The following is a 20,281-nucleotide window of genomic DNA, read 5'->3' as shown; positions in this document are numbered from 1 at the left end:
AAAGTCATGAAAACCGCTGCTGTGCGGCGAGCGAATGGCGCTGTCGGCAAGGGACTCGCCCTTTGGGATATTGCGCGATCCTCGCTGGTGTCGTCGCCAGTCCTGCTGCACGTCGAAAAGGAGCGACCGCTTCGAGGATTCCGGTCTTCTGCGGGCTCATTCGCCACGCAAACGCGCTCACCTACGCAAGAAGAGATAGCTCTTCTGGACGCCTCGGCTCACGAGTGCCGCGCAAAGCGGCCCGCGCTCAGATCGCGATCGAAGGCAGTGCCTGCCCCTGCGCGGCGCGTGGTCCCACCACGATGCGCTGCGGCCGCTCCACGCGCGGCAGCGGCTCGGGCAAGGCCTCGGGTGCGGCCGCGCTCGTACCGAGCACGCCCCACACCGCGGCGAAGCGCACGTCGGCCTCCTTGCGCAGGCGCGCGATCTGTTCGATCTCCTGGGGTGCGACCTTCATGCGGCCGCCGCGCGTTCGCTGGTGCAGTAAGTGAATGGCCGCCTGGGCCGCGTCTTCGGCGCCCACCCATGCCGCAAAGGCGGCGTCCCGGTTGTCTTGCATGCTTGTTCCCCAGCGAAGAAGTTGGGCGCAGTCGCAATCATCTACGCCTTGATACACCGTATCGATCGAACCGTGGGTCTTCTGTAGGTCATTGCCGACTCGGCCTGCCGGTGGAGGACTGCCTGCCACCCGCGCCGGGGGCCGATCATTCTTCCGACCAAGACCTCGAGGAAAAAAACCATGTCCCAGCTCAGCGTCGATCTCTACCAAAGCGTCACCGATCCCGAGAAATTCATGGCCGTTCCGTCCGGCACCGATCCTGCCGAACTGACCGGGCCGATGGTGTTCGACCGGGACTACGGGCAGGTGGTGCGCTACCGCCAGGGCTTCGAGTTCGACCCCACGCAGGACTACGCGGGCGCCAACGCCGCCAAGATCGCCGCCGACGTTCTGACCGTCAGGTGGGCGCTCTACCGCCGCGAAGGCTGAGCCCACGCGAGCGGCTCAAGACGTCCCGATCTGACGCGCCTCCGCCTCGATCACGAGGCGGTCGATGCGTTCGTCGGGCAGGTTGACCAGCAGTTCCACATGCCGGCGGATCGCATGCATGGTCTGCACGAAGGCGTCGTCGCCAAGCTCCGCGCCCGGTGCGCGCGGGTCGGGATGCGACCAGTGCGCCGAGGCGGGCTGGCCGGGCCAGACCGGGCAGGTCTCGCCCGCGGATTCGTCGCAGAGCGTGACCACGAGGTCCATGTGCGGGGCCGAGGCCGCGCCGAATTCTTCCCAGCTCTTGCTGCGCAGTCCTTCGGTCGGCAGACCCGCGCCGCGCAGCGCCTCGAGCGTGCGCGGATCGGCCTGGCCGTCGGGCGTGGGCGCATGGCCCGCGGAATGCGCGACGAAGCGGCCGTGGCCCAACTGGTTGAGCAGCGATTCGGCGATCAGGCTGCGCGCGGCATTGCTGTTGCAGAGGAACAGGACGTGGACGGGATGGCCAGGATTCATGGCGTGACGCGAGGCCGCGCGTCGCGGCCCGGTTTGTTGCGGACCCGGGCATTGACGCCGCTTCCGATGACGCACGCATGACACCCCCGCGCCGGCGTGTGTAGTGCCGGCGTCACCTTCGCTGCGCACGATGGCGTCTTTCTCCACTTCACCGAAAGCACCGCATGTCCACCGACGCCAAGCTCATCGCCGCCGCCGAACTCGCCGACCACTACATCGAGATCATCCTGTCGGAAGAACCGGCCCTGCTGGTCGAGAAGATCGCCGACCAGGGCGCGAAGGACATCGCCAAGTCGGCCAAGGCGCTGGCCGAGTTCCGCCTGCAGCTCGCGAAGGCGCTGGCTGAGCAGCCGATCCCCGAGTACTTCGAGGAATCGGAAGAGGAAGAAGAAGAGGAGTCGGAGGAAGAATCGGCCGAGGACGGCGAAGAAGCCAAGGACGAGCACGCCGACAAGTAAGCGGCCCGCCCCCGCGCCGTTCAGCCGCCCACGAGGCTGTCGAGCGCCGATGCGCGCCGCGCGGCGCCTTCGCGCGCGGCCGGCGCGAACTCGATCGATGCGCCATGCGTCTTCGCGAGGTCCGGCGCCTCGGGCGACGGCGTGGCCGCGGTGTGCAGCACCAGCGCGTAGGGCCCCTCGCCGCGCGCGCTGAGCCGTTGTTCCACCGCACGGCCGATCGGCGTGGCGGCGTCCGTCTTCGCGCTCGCGCGCGGCGACGAGAACACCAGCGCGCTGCCGCCGAGTGCGATCACGGCCAGCCGCACGCCGCTGCCCGGCAGCGCCACGGCTTCGCCGACATGCACCGCCACCTCGCCATGCCCGTCGCCGAGCAGCGCGCGGTAGCGCTCGAGCGTGGCGTCGAGGTCGTGCACCGCGAGCGCGAGGCTCGCGACGCCGAGCGCGCCATTGGGATGCGTGCGCGCATCGCCCTCGGGTACGCGCAGCGCGCGGGGCGTGAGGTCGCCGCACAGAAAAGGCAGGTCGGCCGTCGCGGGTCGCGCGGTCTGCCAGCGCAGGCGTTCGCCGTCGGGACGCACGCGGCCGCCATCGAGCGGGCCGTCGAGCGCGAGCCCGCGTGCCTTGGCCTCCTCGACGGTGATCGCGGTGCTGCGCGGCAGCAGCGCGAAGTCGACGATGCCTTCGCCATGGCGCTGCAGCAATTGCCACCAGCGCTCCTCGGGCGAGGGCGCGCGCCAGGCGATCAGTTCGAAGTAGCTGCCGTCCTGGAACACCACCAGCGCGTTGTGCGTGGTGCGGCCCGGATGGTCGCCGCCGCGCAGTACCTGGAAGCCGAGCGCCGCGTAGTCGGCGATGGCGCTCTCGAGGTCGTGCACCGCGATGACGATGTGGTCGAGTTTCAATGACATGGTCGTGTGTTCTCCCGTGGGGGGCGTGTGAAGTTCAGGAGGCGGTGCGCGCGGCGCCGTCGCCGCCCAGGTAGGCATCGCGGATGCGCGGGTCGTCGAGCAGCGCGGCGGCCGGGCCCGAGAGCACGATGCGCCCGGTCTGCAGCACGTAGCCGTGGTGCGCGATCTGCAGCGCGAGGCTGGCGTTCTGCTCGACCATGAAGACCGAGACGCCCTGGGCATTGATGCGCGCGATCAGCTCGAGCACCTTGTCCACATACAGCGGCGACAGGCCCATGGTCGGCTCGTCCATGCAGATGAGCTGCGGGCGGCCCATGAGCGCGCGCGCCATCGCCACCATCTGCTGCTCGCCGCCCGAGAGCGTGCCGGCCTGGAAGTCGATGCGCTCGGCCACGCGCGGGAACAGCTCGAGCATGCGCTCGAGGTCCTCGGCCACCGCGCGGCGGTCGCTGCGCGCGTAGGCGCCCATCAGCAGGTTCTCGCGCACGGTCATCGCGGGGAACAGCCGGCGCGCCTCGGGCACCGAGCCGATGCCCTTGCGGATGATCTGCGGCGTGCTCAGGCCCAGCGTCGAGACGCCGTCGAACAGCACCTCGCCCGAACGCGGCTTGAGCAGGCCCAGCACGATCTTCATGGTGGTCGACTTGCCGCTGGCATTGCCGCCGAGCAGGCTCACGATCTGGCCCTTGCGCACCTCGATGTCGAGGTCGAAATGGGCCTGCACCGGGCCATAGAAGCTGTTGACCTTGCGCAGCTGCAGCAGCGGATGAACGGCGGTGCGGGCCGCGGGGCCAGCGGCCGACACGGCCGGCGCGGCATGGTCATCGTCGCGGCCGTCTCCCCACAACGGCGACGGCGGCAGGCCCGTGCGGGCGACGGTGGCGATCATGCGGGCACCGCCTCGGGCTGTGTCTGCCCCACCTGCCGGTGGCCGAGGTAGGCCTCGATCACCGCGGGGTCGTTGCGCACGTCGTCGGGCCGGCCCTCGGCGATCTTGCGGCCGTCGTCGAGCACGGCCACGCGGTCCGACAGCTGCATCACGAGGTCGAGCTTGTGCTCGATCAGCAGGATGGTCTGGCCGCGCGCCTTGAGGCCACGGATGATCTCGAGCATCTCGGCGGTCTCGCTCTCGTTCATGCCGGCCGTGGGTTCGTCGAGCAGCAGCAGCCGGGGCTGGAGCGCGAGCGCGCGCGCGATCTCCACGCGGCGGCGGTTGGCGTACGAGAGGCTGTAGGCCGGGTGGTCGATGCGCGGCGCCAGCCGTTCGCCGAACAGCGCGACGATCTCGAGCGCTTCCTGGCGCAGCGTCTTCTCCTCGCGCCGCACGGCGGCGGGCTGCACCAGCGCCAGCGCCAGCTCGGCCAGCGCGCCCAGGCCCGGCACGCCGCCCACGCGCGGCTTCACGGCGCGCAGCCGGGTGTGCGAGCCGACCAGCACGTTGTCGAGCACCGAGAGGTTGGCGAACACGCGCCCATGCTGGAAGGTGCGCGCCAGGCCGCGCGCGGCGAGCTGCTGCGCGGGCAGGCCCGTGATGTCCCGGCCCTCGAACAGCACCTGCCCTGCGTCGGGCCGGTCCAGGCCGGTCACGAGGTTGAAGAGCGTGGTCTTGCCGGCCCCGTTGGGCCCGATCACGCTGAGCAGCTCGCCCTCGGCCACGTGCAGGTCGACCGCGTTCACGGCCGTGAGGCCGCCGAAGCGGCGCACCAGGCCGCGGATCTCAAGCAGCGATGGCATCGCCCGCTTCCTGCGGCGCGGTGGCGGCCTGCGCCTTCGAGTTCACGAGCTTCACCTCGGCGCGGATGGTCTGCGGGTTGCGCAGCAGGTTGAGGATCGGGCAGTTGCGCTCCACTGCCTCGAACAGCGCGTCGATCTCGGCTTGGCTCGCGGGCGAATCGATGTGCACCGTGTAGCCGATCTGGTGCGGCCAGATCGGCGTGCTCTCGTGGCCCGGCTTGCCGCCGCGCGGATCGATGATGCCGGTGACCTCGACCTCGAGGCTTTCGAGCGGCACCTGCCGCTCGGCCGCCTGGATCAGGAAGATGTGCGTGACGCAGGTGCCGAGCACGCCGAGCTGCAGCTCGGGCGAGCTCGGGCCGAGGTCGTAGCCCGCGAAGTTCGGCGGGCTGTCGCTGATGACCTGGTGGTCGCGGATGCGCAGGCGGCGCACGCCGCTGCGGCCCTCGGCCTTGACGCTGGCCTTCAGTTGCAGCGGCTGCGCGCTGCCCGCGTCGACGGCGGCATTGCGCGCCAGCACGGCGGCGCGCTTCTCGGCGAGGTAGTCGTTGAGATGGCTCATGGTGTGTGGTTCTTTCTTCAGACGGTGCCCAGCAGGCCTTGCGGGCGGAAACGGATCAGCAGCAGCAGCGCGACGCCATAGATCAGCATGCGGTACTCGGCGGTGACGCGGAACAGTTCAGGCAGGCTCACGAGCGCGACCGCGCCCAGCAACGCGCCGCTGATGTTCCCGAGCCCGCCGAGGATCACCATGGTGAGCGCCAGGATCGAGATCTGCGAGCCGAAGGTCTCGTGGTTGATGTACGAGTACATGTGGGCCGTGAAGGCGCCGCTCACGCCGGCCGCGAAGCCGCCGAAGCCGAAGGCCAGTGCCTTGTAGCGATCGGGGCTCACGCCGTAGGCGCGCGCGGCCACCTCGTCCTCGCGCACCGCGCGGAAGGTGCGGCCCAGGTGCGAGTTCAGCAGCCGCCACTGCAATAGCGCGAGCAGCACCATGGCGCCGAACGAGGCCCAGTAGATCGCGCCGTTCGACGAGGCATCGCGCCCGAACAGCGACAGCGGTGGTATGCCCGAGACGCCGATCGGCCCGCGCGTGAGGCTCTCCCAGTTGAGGATGGTGAGCGCCACGATCTCGCCGATGCCCAGCGTGGCGATCGACACGTAGTGGCCGCGCAGCCGGAAGGCCGGGAAGATCAGCGCGGTGCCGATCAGCGAGGTGAGGATGCCCGCGAGCACGATGCCGGTGCCCACCGGCAGGTGCAGGTCGAGCACCAGCAGCGAGGAGGCATAGGCGCCGATGGCCAGCAGCCCCGCATGGCCGAGCGAGATCTGTCCGACGGTGCCCGCCACCAGCGTGAGGCTCAGCGCCAGCGCCGCATAGAGCCAGGCATTGGTGAGCGTCTGCAGCAGGTAGGGCGAGGGATCGAACAGCGGCAGTAGCACCGCGGCCGCGAACAGCGCCACGAGCAATCGGCGCGGCACGCGCCAGGGTTTGCTCGGCGCGATGAAGGTGCCGGTCAGCGGCTCGGGCGGCAGCGCGCGCTTGCGGCCGAACAGGCCGTTGGGCTTCCACACCAGGATCGCCAGCAGCAGCGCGAAGGCGAACAGGTTGCGGTAGGGCGTGCCCAGCAGCGCCACGCCATAGCTCTCGATCAGCCCCAGCAGCAGGCTGCCGACGATGGCGCCCGGCACGTTGCCCACGCCGCCGACCACCGTGGCCACCACGCCCTTGAGCGTGGCCTGGAAGCTCATCGCTGGGCTGATGTTGTTGTAGTACATGCCCACCAGCAGGCCCGACAGCCCGCCGAGCGCGGCCGCGATCGCGAACACGGTCTGGTTCACGCGGTCCACGTCCACGCCCATCTGCTGCGCCGCGTCGCGGTCCTGCGCGGTGGCGCGCACCGCCCAGCCGAGCCTGGTGAAGCGCAGGAAGCCGAACAGCACGGCCGCGCTCGCGAGGCCGATGCCCGCGATCAGCAGGTCGAGCGCGCCGATGGTGCCGCTGCCGACCTGCAGCCGCCAGTCGGGCAAGGCCGTGGGCAGCGCGCGCGGATCGGGGCTGAAGACCAGTTGCACCAGGATGTCGAGCACGAAGCTGATGCCGATGGTGGCCAGCAGCGGCGCGATGCGTGCCGCGCCCTGCAGCGGGCGCAGGCCCACGCGCTCGATCAGCATGCCGAGCGCGCCCGAGCCCAGCACCACCAGCGCGATCGTCACGGGCAGCGGCGTGTGCAGATAGGTGATCGAGGCCCAGCCGATGTAGGCGCCGACGGTGTAGACCGAGCCGTGCGCGAAGTTGATCAGGTGCGAGACGCCGAAGATCAGCGCCAGCCCGACCGCCAGCAACGCATAGATGTTGCCGATGATCAGGCCGTTGACCGTGTAGTCGAAGAAGGAGCCGAAGTTCATCGAAGGACCGCCATCTGCGCGCGCCAAGGCGCGCCGTGCGCGAGCACGCTCATTTGGTCGAGGCCAGCGCCGCCTTCTCGTCGAGCTGCGCCCATTTGCCGTCCTTCACCACCAGGTTCACGCTCTTCACGCCGATCACGCGGCGCGTCTGCGGATCGAAGCTGGCCTTGCCGAAGATCACGCTGGGCACGTCCTTGATCTTGTAGAAGGCATCGCGCACCGCCTTGCGGTCGGCGTTGGGGCCGGCCTGGCGCAGCGCGGCCGCCGCGTACACCACGGCGTCGTAGGCATAGGCGTTGAAGGCGTCGGGTTCCTTGTCGTACCTGGCGCGGAAGCTCTTCACGAAGTCGCGCACCTCGGCGCGCGGCTCCTCGGGGAAGAAGGCGGTGTTGGTGTGGATGCCGTTGACCGCGGCGCCGCCGAGCTCGATGAACTTCGGCGAATAGACCGAGCCCACGGCCGCGATCGGCTGCTTCAGGCCCACGCTGCGCACCTGGCCCGCGATGAGCGCGCCGTCCGGGTAGTAGGAGATCAGCACCAGGCCGTCGGGGTTGGCGTCGCGCACGCGCACGAGCGTGGAGCGGAAGTCCTTCTCGTCGGGCTGGTAGCCCTCGGCGATGGCGAGCTGCGCGCCGCGTTCCTGCGCGGCCTTCACCAGCACGTCCTTGCTGGTGCGGCCCCAGTCGGTGTTGAGATAGAGCACCGCGATGCGCTTGAAGCCGAGCGTCTTGACCGCGAGATCGGCCAGCAGCGGCTGCGCGTCGGCCTGGCTGATCGACGGGCTCCAGATGTAGTCGCCGCCCTTGGTGAAGTCGGGGTGCGAGTTGGTGAAACCCAGTTGCACCAGGCCCGCGCGCTGGTAGATCGGCGAGGCCGCCATCGAGGCCGGGCTCGAGAAGTCGCCGAGCTCGATCAGCACGCGCTTGTCGTTCACCAGCTTCTGCGCGATCGCAACCGACTGGCGCGGATCGCTCTGGCTGTCCTCGAAGTTGTAGGCCAGCGGCCGGCCATGGATGCCGCCCTGCGCGTTGATGTGCTCGAGCGCGAGGTCGAAGCCCGCCTTCCACTGCGCGCCGTACTGCGCGTTCTGGCCGGTCAGCGGACCGCTGACGCCGAACCAGACGGGCTCGCCGCTGGCCGGCGCGGCCAGGACGGGAGCGGACAGCGCGAAGGCGGCGCCGGCCAGCGACAGCGCGGCGATCCGGCGCAGGAAGCGTTGGCGGGAGATCGGTGTTGGCATGGTGTGGGGGTCCCGGGGCATGAAGATCAGGCCGGCCATTCTTCGCGTTGCCCGGGGCCGCTGGAACGAAAAAAAGCGCTGCGCGATATGCGTTTTCCGAGCAAGGCACGGCGCACTTTTCGCGCTCTTGCAGGCCGGACATATGCATGACTGAAAACATTCGTTGGATAGGCACCGGCCGCGCTCGGACACTCGCCGCTTCGAATATTCCGGTGGAGAAGCCCTGATGACCGACTCTCTTTCCTCGCGCCTGCCGCCTTCGCGCCGCAGCGTCCTTCAAGCCGGCGCCGCTGCCGCCGTCGTGGGCTCCGCGGCCCTGCTCGGCGCCTCGGCCTGGTCGCAGCCGCGCAAGCTGACCTTTGCCTGGAGCCAGGCCGGCTTCTGCCTCGCGCCCGTGCCGGTCGCGCTGGAGCGCGGCTTCTTCGAGAAGAACGGGCTCGACGTCGAGCTGCTGAACTGGGCCGGCTCGTCAGACCAGATGCTCGAGGCGCTGGCCACCGGCAAGGCCGACGTCGGCGTGGGCCTGATCCACCGCTGGGTCAAGCCGCTGGAAGCCGGCTTCGACGTGAAGGTGGTCGGCAGCGTGCACGGCGGCTGCCTGCGGCTGGTGGGCGCCAAGGCCGCCGGCGTGACCACCGAGCTCGCGAGCCTCAAGGGCAAGACCATCGGCGTGTCGGACCAGAACAGCCCGGCGCGCCAGTTCTATGCGATCCATCTCGCGAAGAAGGGCATCGACATCGAGAAGGACGTCGACTGGCGCGTCTATCCGGCCGACCTGCTCGACATCGCCGTGAAGAAGGGCGAGATCCAGGCCATTGCCGACGGCGACCCGAACGTCTACCTGATCGAGAAGCGCAACCCCGGCGTCTTCACCGAGATCGCCAACAGCGCCAAGGGCGAGTACGCCGAGCGCCTGTGCTGCATCGTCGGCGCGCGCGGCGAGTTCGCGCGCAACGACAAGCCGCGCGCCGCCGCCACCGTGCGCGCGCTGGCGCAAGCCTCCGACTACGTGGCCGAGAACCCGAACGAGTCGGCGCGCATCTATGCCAAGTACGCGCCCAAGGTCGCGGTGGAAGACCTGCAGAAGCTGTTCACCGAGCTGACCTACAAGCACCATCCGGCGGGCAAGGCGCTGCGCAACGAGGTGGAGGCGTTTGCGACGGACTTCCGGAATGCGGGGATCCTGAAGAAGAGCACGGACGTGGTTCGGTTTGCGAACCATGTGTCGTTGGACGTGCTGGCTTGAGGGGCTACATGCCGGGTGGCTTCTCGAAGAAGAAGCAGTCCGGCAGGATGGCCGGCGCGATGTGGTCGATGTCTTTGGCCGACACGCCGCAAGCGAAGAAGCCGTCGCGCCAGTGCCGGATTCCATCGACCAGCCGATCGATGTGCCTGCGCGCCTCTTCGGTCGACAGACCGAAGCGCCCGGCCTGCGACAGCAGGTTGTAGATGCTGGCCGTGCGGCCGTGATCGCCGACGGTCAAGGCCAGGTCGCGCCGCTCCAGGCTGACCATGGGCGCGGGCACGAGGTCGTAGGCCGGAGACAGGCGCCATCCCTTCTGCCTTCGCAGCAGGGCGTGGTTGCGTGGATGATCGTCGTTGTTGGTCACGGCGGCATTGAAGACCATCCGCCTGAACAGCTCGGTGCAGTCGGCTTCCGGCTTGTCGGACCAGCGACGCAGGTTGTCGGCCAGCAATGGGTAAGACCAGCGTTCCCGGTCCAGGTGGCTGTCGCCGCAGTCGAGCACCGTCAGCCCGCTGACGAGACCGAAGCGCAGATAGCCGTCGTCGGTGTGGTCGCGATCGAAGCGCTGCAGCATCAGCACGTCGCTCTGGCCGACCGCTTCCAGCTTGGCCTGGGTGACGTTCAGGCCGCAACGGCGCGCCAGGTCCAGCGTCGCGAACTCGACGCGCTGCAGATTGAAGCGATCGCCTCTGGCGGGAAACTTGCCGAGCCAGAGGCTTTGCGCGTCCTCGATCGTGGCCTTGGGCCGCGCGCCGCCCATGCTGGTGCCTGGATCGAGCTGTTCGAGCAGATGCGCGGCCACCGGTCGGCCCTCTTCGATCGCCTGCGTGGCAGCGATCAGTTCGGCCAGTTGGTGCGTGCGGTTGTAGTGCCGCCTGGGCGCGGGCGGTTCGACCTTCAGGCCGAAGCTCAGGTAGCCGGCCCCGTCCTGTGGCCCGTGCAGCAGATAGTCGATCTCCTCGAGATCGCCCGCGCTGCGCTCGAGCTTGTGCTCGATCACCCGCCGTCCCCAGGCGTCGGGGCCGGCGTCCCGCACCGCGCCCGGAATTCCCTTGAGCTGCGTGAACTCGAAGACCTCCTTGGCGAGGGGCAGGCGGAAGGGATCGAGCGCAACCGCTTCCTTGCGCTGAAGGTAACGGTCACCGTAGCGAAAGCGACCGATCCGCGTGCCATCGGCCAGTGTCTGCACCCGGAGCAACGCCGCCGGCACCGTCTCCAGGGTGCCGGGAAGCTGGATGTAGACATAGGCTTCGCGCTCAGAAGTCATAGTCGTCGCTCGTCTTGCGGACCTTGCCCGCGCGCGTGGGTCGGTGAGATGCTTCGAGCGCCTTGCCGTGCAGATCGCCGTCGGGATCCGCCACCGCGTCCAGGGAGTTGTCGAGACCCAGCGCCCACAGCACGGTGAAGCACACGCCGATCGCCGTACCCGGCTTCCCGAGTTCCAGCGCGGTGAGCGTGTTGCGGTTGATGCCGGCCTTGCCGGCCAGATCGGCCACCGACCAGCCACGACGTATGCGTGCGACACGGATGCGCTGCCCCAGCCGTGCAACATGCTCGGCGGCTTGGGTGGGCATCGAGAAACTGCTCATTTGGCTAGGCATAAATTCACTCAATGCCCATTATGTTAGGCATTTTGCCCTGATGGCGCAAGCAGGAATACAAGCTCGGCGGGACGGATTCGGATCGGTCGCTCGCCCCCGCTTTTCCGCATATCCACATGCGCAAAGAGCGCATGCAACCCATGCGAACTTTCCTAGCATCGGGCGCAGCATCCATTCCATCCAGCGCGCCCGCGCTCCCACGCCATGTCCTCCGTGCTTGCCGCCGAACGGCCGACCGTTGCCGAACCTTCTTCCGTTGTCCCGTTCAGGATCGCCGCGATCGACGCATCGCTCGGCGCCGAGGTCACCGGCCTCGATGCCACGCGTCCGGTGCCGGCCGCGCAGGTGCGTGCGCTCAAGGAGGCGCTGCTCGATCGGCATGTGCTGGTGCTCAAGCAGCAGCGGCTCGACGACGCGCAGTTCGAGCGCCTGGCCAGCTACTTCGGCGCCGTGTTCCGTCCGCCGTCGAACGTGCCGGTGCTCGGCTCCGATCCCTATGGCGGCAACACGCCCGACATCGTGCGGGTGTCGAACGTCGATGGCGGCGTGCTCGGCCATGACGAGCTCGCGGCGCATGCCGACCACCACTGGACGCCGGTGCCGTCGTCGGGCTCGCTGCTCTACGGCATCGAGGTGCCCTCGGAGGGCGGCGACACCACCTGGTACAACCTCGCGGCCGCCTGGGACGAGCTCGATGCGGGCACGCAGCGCGAGATCGAGCATCTGCGGCTCATCACCTACAACCCCTTCCTGCGCAAGCTCAAGCCGCTCACCACCGGCTTCCCGCTCTACCGCACGCCCGACATCGCGCCACTCGAGCCCTTCGAGGTGCATCCGCTGGTGCGCACCCATCCGGACAGCGGCCGCCGCGTGCTCTACCTGGGCGCGCGCACCGAGGTCGAAGTGGTGGGCGTCGATCCGCAGTACGGCGCCGCGCTGATCGCGCGCCTGCGCCAGCACCTGCTGCAGCCGCGCTTCGCCTACACGCACCGCTGGAGCGTGGGTGACATCGTCTACTGGGACAACCAGGCCACGCTGCATGCGCGCAGCGCCTTCGACAACGGCGAGCGCCGCGTGCTCAAGCGCATCAGCCTCTCGGGCAGCCGCCCGTACTGACACCGCCACCTGCAGTCCCCCAAGCGCACCGCCATGCGCGCCACCGCCCCGCGCGGCGGCGCGCGCGCGAGCCAGCCATGTCCCTTCCCCGCCGTCCCATCCTGCTGAACGCGTTCGACATGAACACGCCCAGCCACCTGACCCACGGCCTGTGGCGGCATCCGCGCGACCGCGCCACCGACTACAAGCGGCTGCCCTACTGGCTCGACCTCGCGCGAACGCTCGAGCGCGGGCTGTTCGATGGCCTGTTCCTCGCCGACGTGACCGGCGTCTACGACGTCTGGGGCGGCAGCCCCGAGGCCGCGCTGCGCCATGGCATCCAGGTACCGATCAACGACCCGGCCGTGCTCGTGAGCGCGATGGCCAGCGTCACGCGCCACCTGGGCTTCGGCATCACGGCCACCATCGCGGCCGAGGCGCCGCATGCCTTCGCGCGCCGCATGTCCACGCTCGACCACCTGAGCGAGGGCCGCATCGGCTGGAACATCGTGACCGGTTTCCTCGACAGCTCGGCGCGCGCGCAGGGCGCGGCCGTCGCCACCAGCCACGACCGGCGCTACGACCTGGCCGACGAATTCATGGCGCTGGTCTACCGGCTCTGGGAAGAGAGCTGGGACGACGACGCGGTGATCGCCGACCGCGAGCGCGGCATCTATGCCGACCCGGCGCGCGTGCGCGCCATCCGCCATGCGGGCGAAGGCTGGCGGCTCGATGCGGTGCATCCCTGCGAGCCTTCGCCGCAGCGCACGCCGCTGCTGTTCCAGGCCGGCGCCTCGGCGCGCGGCACGGCCTTCGCGGCACGCCATGCCGAGGTGGTGTTCGTGCCCAACCAGGGCCTGGCCGCCACCGCGGCCGTGGTGCGCAAGCTGCGCGCGGCGCTGGCCGAGGCCGGGCGCGATGCCGACGCGGTGCGCTTCGTGACCACGCTGCTGGTCGTGACCGGGGCCACCGAAGCCGAGGCCCGCGCGCGCTCCGAGGAGTACCGCCGCTATGCGCAACCCGAGGCCGGCCTGGTGCAGTTCAGCAGCGCGATCGGCCACGACCTCTCGCGCCATGGCCTCGACGACGCCATCGGCGGCGGCAGCGCCGATGCGATCCAGAGCTCGGTCGCCTCGCTCAAGGGACCCGGCGGCGCGCCGCTGACCCCGCGCGCGCTGCTCGCGCAGATGCCGCTGGGCGCGCGCCATGCGCCCGTGGTCGGCACGCCCGCGCAGATCGCCGACACCATCGAGGCCTGGGTCAGCGAGGCCGGCATCGACGGCTTCAACCTCGTGCGCACCGTGAGCCCCGAGGGCCTCGAGCATTTCGTCGACCTCGTGGTGCCCGAGCTGCAGCGCCGCGGCCTGCACAAGCGCGCCTATGCCGAAGGCAGCTGGCGCGAAAAGATCTTCGGCCCGGGCCGAGCCCGGCTGCCGTCCTCCCACACCGGGGTGCGGCGGCGCACCTCCACATCGCCATGACAGCTCCCTCCTCCTCCTCCACCGGCCCGGTCCACGTCGTGCGCGACGATGCCGAGGCCCTCGCCATCGCGCGCCGCCTCGCGGCCGATTTCGCCGCCGGCGCCTCCGAACGCGACCGGCAGCGCCGCCTGCCCTTCGAGGAGGTCGAGCGCTTCTCGGCCAGCGGCCTGTGGGGCATCACGGTGCCGCGCGCCTTCGGCGGCGCCGCGGTCTCGCATGCCACGCTGGCCGAGGTCACGGCGCTGATCTCCGAAGCCGATCCCGCGCTCGGCCAGATCCCGCAGAACCACTACTGCCTGGTCGACGCGGTGCGGCTGATCGGCGATGCGCAGCAGCAGAAGTTCTTCTTCCGCGAAGCGATCGAGGGTCGGCGCTTCGGCAACGCGGTGTCGGAAAGCGGCACCGCCAACGCCAAGGTCGTGACCGCGCGGCTGCGCGCCACGCCCGAGGGCTTGCGGCTCGACGGCCGCAAGTTCTACTGCACCGGCGCGCTGTTCGCGCACTGGGTGCCGGTCGCGGCCAAGGACGAGCAGGACAAGCAGGTGCTGGTCTACGTCGCGCGCGAGGCGCCGGGCCTCGAGGTCGTCGACGACTGGAGCGGCTTCGGCCAGCGCACCACCGCGAGCGGCACGGTCACGGCCGACAACGTCGCGGTCGGCGCGCTGCAGGTGCTGCCGCGCGCCCGGCTGTTCGAGCCGCCGACCATCCACGGCCCCTTCGCCCAGGTCCTGCACGCCGCCATCGACCTCGGCATCGGCCGTGCCGCCATGGCCGACCTTCACCACTGGGTGCGCGAGCGCGCGCGGCCCTGGCCCGATAGCGGCGTGGCGCGCGCGGCCGACGATCCGCTCACGCTCGCACGCATCGGCCGGCTGGTGATCCAGCAGCATGCGGCCGAGGCACTGCTCGAACGCGCGGGCCGCGCGCTCGACCGTGCGCGCGACGAGCCCGGTGCCGAACACGTGACCGAGGCCTCGATCGCGGTGGCCGAAGCCAAGGTGCTGAGCACCGAATTCGCGCTCGAGGCCGCCACCGCGCTGATCGAGCTCGCGGGCACGCAGTCCACGCTGGCCGAGCACAACCTCGATCGCCACTGGCGCAATGCGCGCACCCACACCGTGCACGACCCGGTGCGCTGGAAGCCGCATGCAGTCGGCAACCACTGGCTCAACGGTGCCAGCCCGCAGCGCCACGCTTCGATCTGACTTTTCTTCGCTATCTCCGAAAGCCATCACCATGGACCGTCGCCGTTTCATCCAACAAGGCAGCGCCGCCTTCTCGCTCGGCACCGTCGCCGGCACCAGCCTGCCACTGTCGGCCTGGGCCCAGGCGCGCAAGGACACGCTGCGCGTGCTCTCCGAAGGCGCGCCCAACTCGCAGGACCCGCACGGCGAGGGCGTGAGCCGCGAATCGCTGGGCCTGTTCTTCAACGTCTACGACCGGCTCATCAACTTCGACCGCGCCCAACTCTCGCCGGGCGTCTTCAAGTACGACTACGGACGCTTCCGCGGCGAGCTGGCCGAACGCTTCGAAACCAGCGCCGACGGCCGCACGCTGACCTTCTTCCTGCGCCGCGACGCCACCTTCCACGACGGCAAGCCCGTGACGGCCGCCGACGTGAAGTGGTCGCTCGACCGCGCGGTCTCGCTGCCGGCCAGCAAGCGGCAGCTCGCGACCGGCTCGCTCGAGAATCCCTCGCAGTTCACGGTGGTGGATGCGCACACCTTCCGCATCGCGCTGCCGCGCGCCGACCGCTACACGCTGCCGAACCTCGCGCTGAGCTTCGCCTCGGTGCTGAACAGCGAGCTCGCGAAGTCGCATGCCACCGCGGCCGATCCCTGGGCCACCGAATGGGTCAAGGCGCACGAGGCCGGCGGCGGCGCCTTCCGCATCGAGAGCTTCACGCCGGGCCAGCAGGTGGTCTACACCCGCTTCGACGGCTGGAAGGGCGGCAGCGCGCCCCAACTGCGCCGCGCCGTGTTCCAGGTCGTGCCCTCGGCCTCCAACCGCGTGGCCGCCTTGCTCAAGGGCGACGCCGACGTGGCGCTGCAGCTGCCGCCCAAGGACCTCGATGCGCTGACCGATACCACGCGCGCCAAGGTGGTGTCGGTGCCGGTCACGACCAGCTTCCGCTTCGTCGCCTTCAACACCCAGGCCAAGCCCTTCGACGACGTGCGCGTGCGCCAGGCCATCGCCTACGCCCTGCCCTACACCACCCTGCTGCGCGGCGCCAACCTGGGCCGTGGCGAGGCGCTGTACGGCGCCAGGCCCGGCAAGCCCGCGAGCAGCCGCTTTCCGCAGCCCTATCCCTACGACACCCAGTTGCTCAAGGCGAAGGAGCTGCTCGCGCAGGCCGGCTATCCGCAGGGCTTCAAGACCAGCTTCAGCTACAACGTCGGCGACGCCACGCTGGCCGAGCCCGCGGCGCTGCTGATCCAGGAGGCGCTGGCGAAGATCGGCATCGCGCTGAGCATCGAGAAGGTGCCGAGCGCCCAGTGGGGCACGCTGCAGACCGAGAAGAAGCTGCCCTTCTTCATCGACAGCTCCTCGGCCTGGTTCAACGACCCCGACTACTTCTTCCGCATCTTCTTCCAGGGCGACTGGCGCTGGAACTTCGGCTCGTTCAAGAACGACGAGCTCGCCAAGCTGCTCGAGCAGGCGCGCTGGGAGACCGACCGCGCGAAGTACGACCGCGCGATCCAGCGCGCGATCGAGATCGCCTTCGAGCAGGTGCCGCTGGTGCCGCTGTGGCTGCCCACTTTCGAGGCGGCGCTGCAGCCCGACCTGCAGGGCTTCACCTACTACATCCATGGCCAGGTGGACTTCCGGCCATTGACGCGCTCATGAGCTTCGCGCGGCGCGTCCTCTCGCGGCTCGCGGCCACCGTGCCGGTGCTCGCGGGCACGGCCGTCTTCACCTTCGTGCTCACGCACGTGCTGCCGGGCGATCCCGCGGCCTTCCTCGCCTCGGGGCCGAACGCCGGCCCCGAGGAGATCGCGCAGATCCGCGCGCGCATGGGCCTCGACCTGCCGCTGCCCACGCAGCTGTGGCACTACCTGCAGGCGCTGGCGCACGGCGACTGGGGCCAGTCGCACACGACGGGTCAGCCGGTGCTGACCGACCTGTGGCAGCGCCTGCCGGCCTCGCTCGAGCTCACCTTCGCGGCCTTCGTGCTCACGCTGCTGGTGGCACTGCCGCTGGGCACCGCGGCCGCGCTGCGCCCGCGCTCGCTGTGGGATCGCGCCTGCACCGTGCTCACCGTGGGCGGCAGCTGCGTGCCGAGCTTCGTGATCGCGCTGCTGCTGGTCTACGTCTTCTATTTCCTGCTGGGCTGGGCGCCCGAACCCACAGGCCGCATCGACGCGATGATCGAGCCGCCGCCGGTGCGCAGCGGCTTCATGCTGCTCGATGCCGCGCTCGCGCTGCGCTGGGATGCCTTCGCTTCCGCGGCCGGCCGGCTGCTGCTGCCGAGCGTGGCGATGGCGGCCTTCTCGCTGGCGCCGGTGGCGCGGCTCACGCGCGCGTCGCTGCTGGGCGTGCTGCGCAGCGACCCCGTGCGCACCGCGCGCGCGCTCGGCCTGCCGCCGCGCGCCGTGCTGACCGGCGCGCTGCACCTGGCGCTGCTGCCGGTGGTCACCAGTGCCGGCATGGTGTTCTCGTACATGCTGAGCGCCAACGTGGTGATCGAGAAGGTATTCGCCTGGCCCGGCATCGGCAGCTATGCGCTCGACGCGCTGATGGCGGCCGACCATGCGCCGCTGCAGGGCTTCGTGCTGCTGGTGGCGCTGATGTTCGTGCTGGTCAATTTCGCGATCGACCTGCTGCACGAGCGCATCGATCCGCGCGTGGGGAATGCGGCATGAGCGCGGTGCCGGGCAAGTTCGAGGCAGATGCGCGGCCGCGCTGGCGCCCGCGCGGCAACGAGGCGCTGGGTCTGCTGCTGTTCGCGCTGCTGCTGTTCGCCGCCATCGCCGGCCCCGCGCTCGCACCCTTCGATCCGCTGGCCACCGACGTGCCGGCGCGGCTGCAGCCGCCGAGCGCGCTGCACTGGTTCGGCACCGATGCGCTGGGCCGCGACCTGTTCTCGCGCGTGCTGGTGGCCACGCGGCTCGATCTCTCGATGGCCGCGGGCGCGGTGCTGCTGTCATTGGCGGCGGGCAGCGCCATCGGCGCGCTGTGCGGCTTCGTCGGCGGCCGGCTCGACCGCTGGGTCGGCCGGCTGGTCGACGTGCTGATGGCCTTCCCGCTGTTCGTGGCCGCGATGGCGCTGGTCGCGGCCTGGGGCAACACGGTCGTCAACATCGTCTATGCGACGGCGCTGATCAACCTGCCCTTCTACATCCGGCTCGCGCGCAGCGAGGTCGGCGTGCGGCGCGGCGCCGGCTACGTGCTGGCCGCGCGGCTCGGCGGCCAGGGGCCGGCGCGGCTGCTGTTCGGCGTACTGCTGCCGCACGTGCTGCCCATGCTCGCGGTGCAGGGCTCGATCAACCTGGGCTGGGCGCTGCTCAACGGCGCGGGCCTGTCCTTCATCGGCCTCGGCGTGAAGCCGCCGACGCCCGAATGGGGCGTGCTGGTGAGCGAGGGCGCGCCCTACATCATCACGGGCCAGTGGTGGCTCGCGGGCTTCCCGGGCCTGGCGCTGTTCATGGCCGTGGGCTGCTTCACGCTGCTGGGCGACGCGCTGCGCGACCGGCTCGATCCGCGCGGCGCCGCCGACCGGAGCGGTCCATGAGCGCACCGCTGCTCGAGGTCGATGCGCTGAGCCTGCGCTTCCACGGCGCGCAGGGCGCGGTCCATGTGCTCGACCGCGTGAGCCTCGAGCTCGCGGCCGGCGAAACCCTGGGCCTGGTCGGCGAGAGCGGATCGGGCAAGTCGGTGACCGCGCTGGCGCTCGCGGGCCTGCTCGATGCGCAGGCCGACGCGGGCGCGCGGCGGTTGCGCTTCCAGGGGCTCGACCTGCTCGACGGCAGCGGCCGTCCGGCGCGCGCGGCCTGGGATGCGCTGCGTGGCCGCCGCATCGGCTTCGTGTTCCAGAGTCCGCGCCGCGCGCTGCATCCGCTGCGCACCATCGGCGACCAGCTGCAGCAGGTGCTGCGGCTGCACCGCGGCCTGTCGGCGCGCGCCGCGCGCCAGGCCGCGCTCGAATGGATCGAACGCGTGGGCCTGCCCGAGCCCGAGCGCCGGCTGCGTGCTTTTGCCCACCAGCTCTCGGGCGGCCAGTGCCAGCGCGCGATGATCGCGCTGGCACTGGCCGGCGAGCCCGAGCTGCTGATCGCCGACGAGCCGACCACCGGCCTCGACGTGGTCACGCAGGCGCGCGTGCTCGACCTGCTGGCCGGCCTCGCGCGCGAGCGCGGGCTGGCGACCCTGCTGATCACCCACGACCTCGCGCTGGCCGCGCAGCGCTGCGACCGCATCGCCGTGATGCATGCGGGCCAGGTGGTCGAGACCCTGCCCTCGCGCCACCTGCGCGAGGGCGCGGCCCATCCCTACACGCGCCAGTTGCTGCGCGCCACGCCGCAGTCGGCCAACACGCTCGATGCGTTGCGCGGCGTCGATGGACGCCTGCCCGATCTCGCGCGCACCGACCTGCCGGCCTGCCGCTTCGCCGAGCGCTGCCCGCAGGCCGAGGCGCGCTGCCGGATGCAGCCGCCGGTGGCGCAGCGGCAAGGCACCGAGCACCGCGTGCATTGCTGGCTGCCGCTGGCGCCGGCCGCGCGGCCCGGCGCCGAACATCCCGTCCATCCGACACACGAAGCAGTCCCCGCATGACACAGCCCACGTCCGACACCCTGACCTCGCTCTTTCGCAGCCGCTACGGCGGCGAGTCGCCGCGGTCCGCGCCGCCATCGGCCAACCCCGTGCTCGAAACCCTGCTGGCCCACCGCTCGGTGCGCGCCTTCGATGCCGAGCGCGCGCTGCCGCCGGGCACGCTCGAATGGCTGATCGCCGCGGCGCAGTCGGCGCCCAGTTCGTCGAACCTGCAGACCTGGAGCGTGGTGGCGGTCGAAGACCCCGAACGCAAGGCCCGCATCGCCGAGTACGCGGGCCGGCAGGACCAGGTGCGCGATGCGCCGCTGCTGCTGGTGTGGCTGGCCGACGTCGCGCGCCTGCGCACCCTGGCCGACGACGCGGCCGTGCCCATCGAAGGCGCCGACTTCCTCGACACCTCGCTGATGGCCGTGATCGATGCCGCATTGGCCGCGCAGAACGCCGTGACCGCGGCCGAATCGCTGGGGCTGGGCACCGTCTACCTCGGCGCGATCCGCAACCGGCCCGAAGAGGTGGCGGCCGAACTGGGCCTGCCGCCCGGCGTGTTCGCGGTCGTCGGCCTGTGCATCGGCTGGCCCGATCCGGCGCGGCCCACGGCCGTCAAGCCGCGGCTGCCGCAGCGCGCGGTGCTCTCGCACGAGCGCCATGCGGCCAGCGACACCGTCGGCCATGTGAAGCACTACGACGCCACCATGCAGTCCTTCTATGCCTCGCAGGGCTTGCCGGCGGTGCGCTGGAGCGACCATTCGCTGGCACGGCTGCGCGATCCCGCGCAACTGCGCGGTCGCCACCGGCTGGTGGAGGCGCTGGCCGCGCAACGCATCGGGCTGCGCTGA

General features: G+C 70.5%; 21 protein-coding genes. 11 read left to right on the top strand and 10 right to left on the bottom strand.

Going from position 1 to position 20,281, the window contains the following annotated elements; all coding sequences use genetic code 11:
* Nucleotides 1–247: 247 nt before the first annotated feature.
* Nucleotides 248–457, bottom strand: a complete 210-nt coding sequence (locus tag AC07RM_RS00240) for a hypothetical protein (RefSeq protein ID WP_495332083.1) — start codon at nucleotides 455–457, stop codon at nucleotides 248–250.
* 282 nt (nucleotides 458–739) lie between these two features.
* Between AC07RM_RS00240 and AC07RM_RS00235 the strand changes: the two genes are divergently transcribed.
* A complete protein-coding gene (locus AC07RM_RS00235; RefSeq protein WP_093345893.1) occupies nucleotides 740–988 on the top strand; it encodes a hypothetical protein in 249 nt (82 codons plus the stop codon).
* Between the two features lie 15 nt (nucleotides 989–1,003).
* Here the strand turns inward: AC07RM_RS00235 and AC07RM_RS00230 are convergent, their stop codons facing one another.
* On the bottom strand, nucleotides 1,004–1,501 hold the full coding sequence (locus AC07RM_RS00230) for an arsenate reductase ArsC (protein WP_296779776.1): 498 nt from the start codon (nucleotides 1,499–1,501) through the stop codon (nucleotides 1,004–1,006).
* A gap of 164 nt (nucleotides 1,502–1,665) precedes the next feature.
* On the opposite strand from AC07RM_RS00230, the gene AC07RM_RS00225 reads away from it, so the two are divergent.
* Nucleotides 1,666–1,959, top strand: coding sequence for a hypothetical protein (locus AC07RM_RS00225; RefSeq protein WP_296779773.1), 294 nt, complete (start codon nucleotides 1,666–1,668; stop codon nucleotides 1,957–1,959).
* 20 nt (nucleotides 1,960–1,979) lie between these two features.
* Here the strand turns inward: AC07RM_RS00225 and AC07RM_RS00220 are convergent, their stop codons facing one another.
* Genes AC07RM_RS00220 through AC07RM_RS00195 form a run of 6 tightly spaced genes read right to left on the bottom strand, consistent with a single transcriptional unit; the run spans nucleotide 1,980 to nucleotide 8,250 of the window.
* Nucleotides 1,980–2,867: a VOC family protein gene (locus tag AC07RM_RS00220; protein ID WP_495332081.1), complete on the bottom strand. Its 888-nt coding sequence runs from the start codon at nucleotides 2,865–2,867 to the stop codon at nucleotides 1,980–1,982.
* A gap of 34 nt (nucleotides 2,868–2,901) precedes the next feature.
* Nucleotides 2,902–3,756 carry an ABC transporter ATP-binding protein gene (locus tag AC07RM_RS00215; protein ID WP_495332080.1) on the bottom strand — a complete coding sequence of 285 codons (855 nt, stop codon included), beginning with the start codon at nucleotides 3,754–3,756 and terminating at the stop codon, nucleotides 2,902–2,904.
* Nucleotides 3,753–4,601, bottom strand: coding sequence for an ABC transporter ATP-binding protein (locus tag AC07RM_RS00210; RefSeq protein WP_495332078.1), 849 nt, complete (start codon nucleotides 4,599–4,601; stop codon nucleotides 3,753–3,755). The genes AC07RM_RS00215 and AC07RM_RS00210 overlap by 4 nt, the downstream gene beginning before the upstream one ends.
* Nucleotides 4,585–5,163 carry an OsmC family protein gene (locus tag AC07RM_RS00205; RefSeq protein ID WP_495332076.1) on the bottom strand — a complete coding sequence of 193 codons (579 nt, stop codon included), beginning with the start codon at nucleotides 5,161–5,163 and terminating at the stop codon, nucleotides 4,585–4,587. The genes AC07RM_RS00210 and AC07RM_RS00205 overlap by 17 nt, the downstream gene beginning before the upstream one ends.
* 17 nt (nucleotides 5,164–5,180) lie before the next feature.
* Nucleotides 5,181–7,010 (bottom strand): ABC transporter permease, encoded by a 1,830-nt coding sequence (locus AC07RM_RS00200; protein ID WP_495332074.1) that lies wholly within the window; start codon nucleotides 7,008–7,010, stop codon nucleotides 5,181–5,183.
* Nucleotides 7,011–7,059: 49 nt separating this feature from the next.
* Nucleotides 7,060–8,250, bottom strand: coding sequence for an ABC transporter substrate-binding protein (locus AC07RM_RS00195; protein WP_208509416.1), 1,191 nt, complete (start codon nucleotides 8,248–8,250; stop codon nucleotides 7,060–7,062).
* Between the two features lie 226 nt (nucleotides 8,251–8,476).
* Here AC07RM_RS00195 and AC07RM_RS00190 point away from each other — a divergent pair, with 226 nt between their 5' ends.
* Complete coding sequence (locus AC07RM_RS00190) at nucleotides 8,477–9,496, top strand: ABC transporter substrate-binding protein (protein ID WP_208509415.1); 1,020 nt, start codon at nucleotides 8,477–8,479, stop codon at nucleotides 9,494–9,496.
* A 4-nt stretch (nucleotides 9,497–9,500) separates the two neighbouring features.
* Here the strand turns inward: AC07RM_RS00190 and AC07RM_RS00185 are convergent, their stop codons facing one another.
* Both AC07RM_RS00185 and AC07RM_RS00180 read right to left on the bottom strand, forming a co-directional pair.
* Nucleotides 9,501–10,763, bottom strand: a complete 1,263-nt coding sequence (locus AC07RM_RS00185; protein WP_495332071.1) for a type II toxin-antitoxin system HipA family toxin — start codon at nucleotides 10,761–10,763, stop codon at nucleotides 9,501–9,503.
* The gene (locus AC07RM_RS00180; RefSeq protein WP_296779753.1) at nucleotides 10,753–11,070 is read right to left on the bottom strand and encodes a helix-turn-helix transcriptional regulator; all 318 of its coding nucleotides are present in this window, start codon (nucleotides 11,068–11,070) and stop codon (nucleotides 10,753–10,755) included. Before AC07RM_RS00180 ends, AC07RM_RS00185 begins: the two co-directional genes overlap by 11 nt.
* Before the next feature lie 231 nt (nucleotides 11,071–11,301).
* Between AC07RM_RS00180 and AC07RM_RS00175 the strand changes: the two genes are divergently transcribed.
* The 8 genes from AC07RM_RS00175 (at nucleotide 11,302) to AC07RM_RS00140 (ending at nucleotide 20,281) form a co-directional block, all read left to right on the top strand.
* Nucleotides 11,302–12,213 (top strand): TauD/TfdA dioxygenase family protein, encoded by a 912-nt coding sequence (locus AC07RM_RS00175; RefSeq protein ID WP_495332069.1) that lies wholly within the window; start codon nucleotides 11,302–11,304, stop codon nucleotides 12,211–12,213.
* A gap of 77 nt (nucleotides 12,214–12,290) precedes the next feature.
* Nucleotides 12,291–13,673 carry an LLM class flavin-dependent oxidoreductase gene (locus AC07RM_RS00170; RefSeq protein WP_495332067.1) on the top strand — a complete coding sequence of 461 codons (1,383 nt, stop codon included), beginning with the start codon at nucleotides 12,291–12,293 and terminating at the stop codon, nucleotides 13,671–13,673.
* The gene (locus AC07RM_RS00165) at nucleotides 13,670–14,878 is read left to right on the top strand and encodes an SfnB family sulfur acquisition oxidoreductase (protein WP_495332065.1); all 1,209 of its coding nucleotides are present in this window, start codon (nucleotides 13,670–13,672) and stop codon (nucleotides 14,876–14,878) included. The genes AC07RM_RS00170 and AC07RM_RS00165 overlap by 4 nt, the downstream gene beginning before the upstream one ends.
* 31 nt (nucleotides 14,879–14,909) lie before the next feature.
* Nucleotides 14,910–16,520 carry an ABC transporter substrate-binding protein gene (locus AC07RM_RS00160; protein WP_495332063.1) on the top strand — a complete coding sequence of 537 codons (1,611 nt, stop codon included), beginning with the start codon at nucleotides 14,910–14,912 and terminating at the stop codon, nucleotides 16,518–16,520.
* On the top strand, nucleotides 16,517–17,536 hold the full coding sequence (locus tag AC07RM_RS00155) for an ABC transporter permease (protein ID WP_495332062.1): 1,020 nt from the start codon (nucleotides 16,517–16,519) through the stop codon (nucleotides 17,534–17,536). The genes AC07RM_RS00160 and AC07RM_RS00155 overlap by 4 nt, the downstream gene beginning before the upstream one ends.
* Nucleotides 17,533–18,405, top strand: coding sequence for an ABC transporter permease (locus AC07RM_RS00150; protein ID WP_495332061.1), 873 nt, complete (start codon nucleotides 17,533–17,535; stop codon nucleotides 18,403–18,405). Before AC07RM_RS00155 ends, AC07RM_RS00150 begins: the two co-directional genes overlap by 4 nt.
* Nucleotides 18,402–19,445 (top strand): ABC transporter ATP-binding protein, encoded by a 1,044-nt coding sequence (locus AC07RM_RS00145; RefSeq protein ID WP_495332060.1) that lies wholly within the window; start codon nucleotides 18,402–18,404, stop codon nucleotides 19,443–19,445. The genes AC07RM_RS00150 and AC07RM_RS00145 overlap by 4 nt, the downstream gene beginning before the upstream one ends.
* Complete coding sequence (locus AC07RM_RS00140; protein WP_495332058.1) at nucleotides 19,442–20,281, top strand: NADPH-dependent oxidoreductase; 840 nt, start codon at nucleotides 19,442–19,444, stop codon at nucleotides 20,279–20,281. The genes AC07RM_RS00145 and AC07RM_RS00140 overlap by 4 nt, the downstream gene beginning before the upstream one ends.

The organism is Variovorax sp. GW821-FHT09B05 (genome assembly GCF_059418265.1).
The sequence above is the reverse complement of the archived record's forward strand: the minus strand, read 5'-3'. Positions and strand labels throughout refer to the sequence as shown.

What these genes read in the sequence shown, in the direction of transcription:
- AC07RM_RS00240 (WP_495332083.1), bottom strand. Translation starts at nt 457, where the DNA reads ATGAAGGTCGCACCCCAGGAGATCGAACAGATCGCGCGCCTGCGCAAG.
- AC07RM_RS00235 (WP_093345893.1), top strand. Translation starts at nt 740, where the DNA reads ATGTCCCAGCTCAGCGTCGATCTCTACCAAAGCGTCACCGATCCCGAG.
- AC07RM_RS00230 (WP_296779776.1), bottom strand. Translation starts at nt 1,501, where the DNA reads ATGAATCCTGGCCATCCCGTCCACGTCCTGTTCCTCTGCAACAGCAAT.
- AC07RM_RS00225 (WP_296779773.1), top strand. Translation starts at nt 1,666, where the DNA reads ATGTCCACCGACGCCAAGCTCATCGCCGCCGCCGAACTCGCCGACCAC.
- AC07RM_RS00220 (WP_495332081.1), bottom strand. Translation starts at nt 2,867, where the DNA reads ATGTCATTGAAACTCGACCACATCGTCATCGCGGTGCACGACCTCGAG.
- AC07RM_RS00215 (WP_495332080.1), bottom strand. Translation starts at nt 3,756, where the DNA reads ATGATCGCCACCGTCGCCCGCACGGGCCTGCCGCCGTCGCCGTTGTGG.
- AC07RM_RS00210 (WP_495332078.1), bottom strand. Translation starts at nt 4,601, where the DNA reads ATGCCATCGCTGCTTGAGATCCGCGGCCTGGTGCGCCGCTTCGGCGGC.
- AC07RM_RS00205 (WP_495332076.1), bottom strand. Translation starts at nt 5,163, where the DNA reads ATGAGCCATCTCAACGACTACCTCGCCGAGAAGCGCGCCGCCGTGCTG.
- AC07RM_RS00200 (WP_495332074.1), bottom strand. Translation starts at nt 7,010, where the DNA reads ATGAACTTCGGCTCCTTCTTCGACTACACGGTCAACGGCCTGATCATC.
- AC07RM_RS00195 (WP_208509416.1), bottom strand. Translation starts at nt 8,250, where the DNA reads ATGCCAACACCGATCTCCCGCCAACGCTTCCTGCGCCGGATCGCCGCG.
- AC07RM_RS00190 (WP_208509415.1), top strand. Translation starts at nt 8,477, where the DNA reads ATGACCGACTCTCTTTCCTCGCGCCTGCCGCCTTCGCGCCGCAGCGTC.
- AC07RM_RS00185 (WP_495332071.1), bottom strand. Translation starts at nt 10,763, where the DNA reads ATGACTTCTGAGCGCGAAGCCTATGTCTACATCCAGCTTCCCGGCACC.
- AC07RM_RS00180 (WP_296779753.1), bottom strand. Translation starts at nt 11,070, where the DNA reads ATGCCCACCCAAGCCGCCGAGCATGTTGCACGGCTGGGGCAGCGCATC.
- AC07RM_RS00175 (WP_495332069.1), top strand. Translation starts at nt 11,302, where the DNA reads ATGTCCTCCGTGCTTGCCGCCGAACGGCCGACCGTTGCCGAACCTTCT.
- AC07RM_RS00170 (WP_495332067.1), top strand. Translation starts at nt 12,291, where the DNA reads ATGTCCCTTCCCCGCCGTCCCATCCTGCTGAACGCGTTCGACATGAAC.
- AC07RM_RS00165 (WP_495332065.1), top strand. Translation starts at nt 13,670, where the DNA reads ATGACAGCTCCCTCCTCCTCCTCCACCGGCCCGGTCCACGTCGTGCGC.
- AC07RM_RS00160 (WP_495332063.1), top strand. Translation starts at nt 14,910, where the DNA reads ATGGACCGTCGCCGTTTCATCCAACAAGGCAGCGCCGCCTTCTCGCTC.
- AC07RM_RS00155 (WP_495332062.1), top strand. Translation starts at nt 16,517, where the DNA reads ATGAGCTTCGCGCGGCGCGTCCTCTCGCGGCTCGCGGCCACCGTGCCG.
- AC07RM_RS00150 (WP_495332061.1), top strand. Translation starts at nt 17,533, where the DNA reads ATGAGCGCGGTGCCGGGCAAGTTCGAGGCAGATGCGCGGCCGCGCTGG.
- AC07RM_RS00145 (WP_495332060.1), top strand. Translation starts at nt 18,402, where the DNA reads ATGAGCGCACCGCTGCTCGAGGTCGATGCGCTGAGCCTGCGCTTCCAC.
- AC07RM_RS00140 (WP_495332058.1), top strand. Translation starts at nt 19,442, where the DNA reads ATGACACAGCCCACGTCCGACACCCTGACCTCGCTCTTTCGCAGCCGC.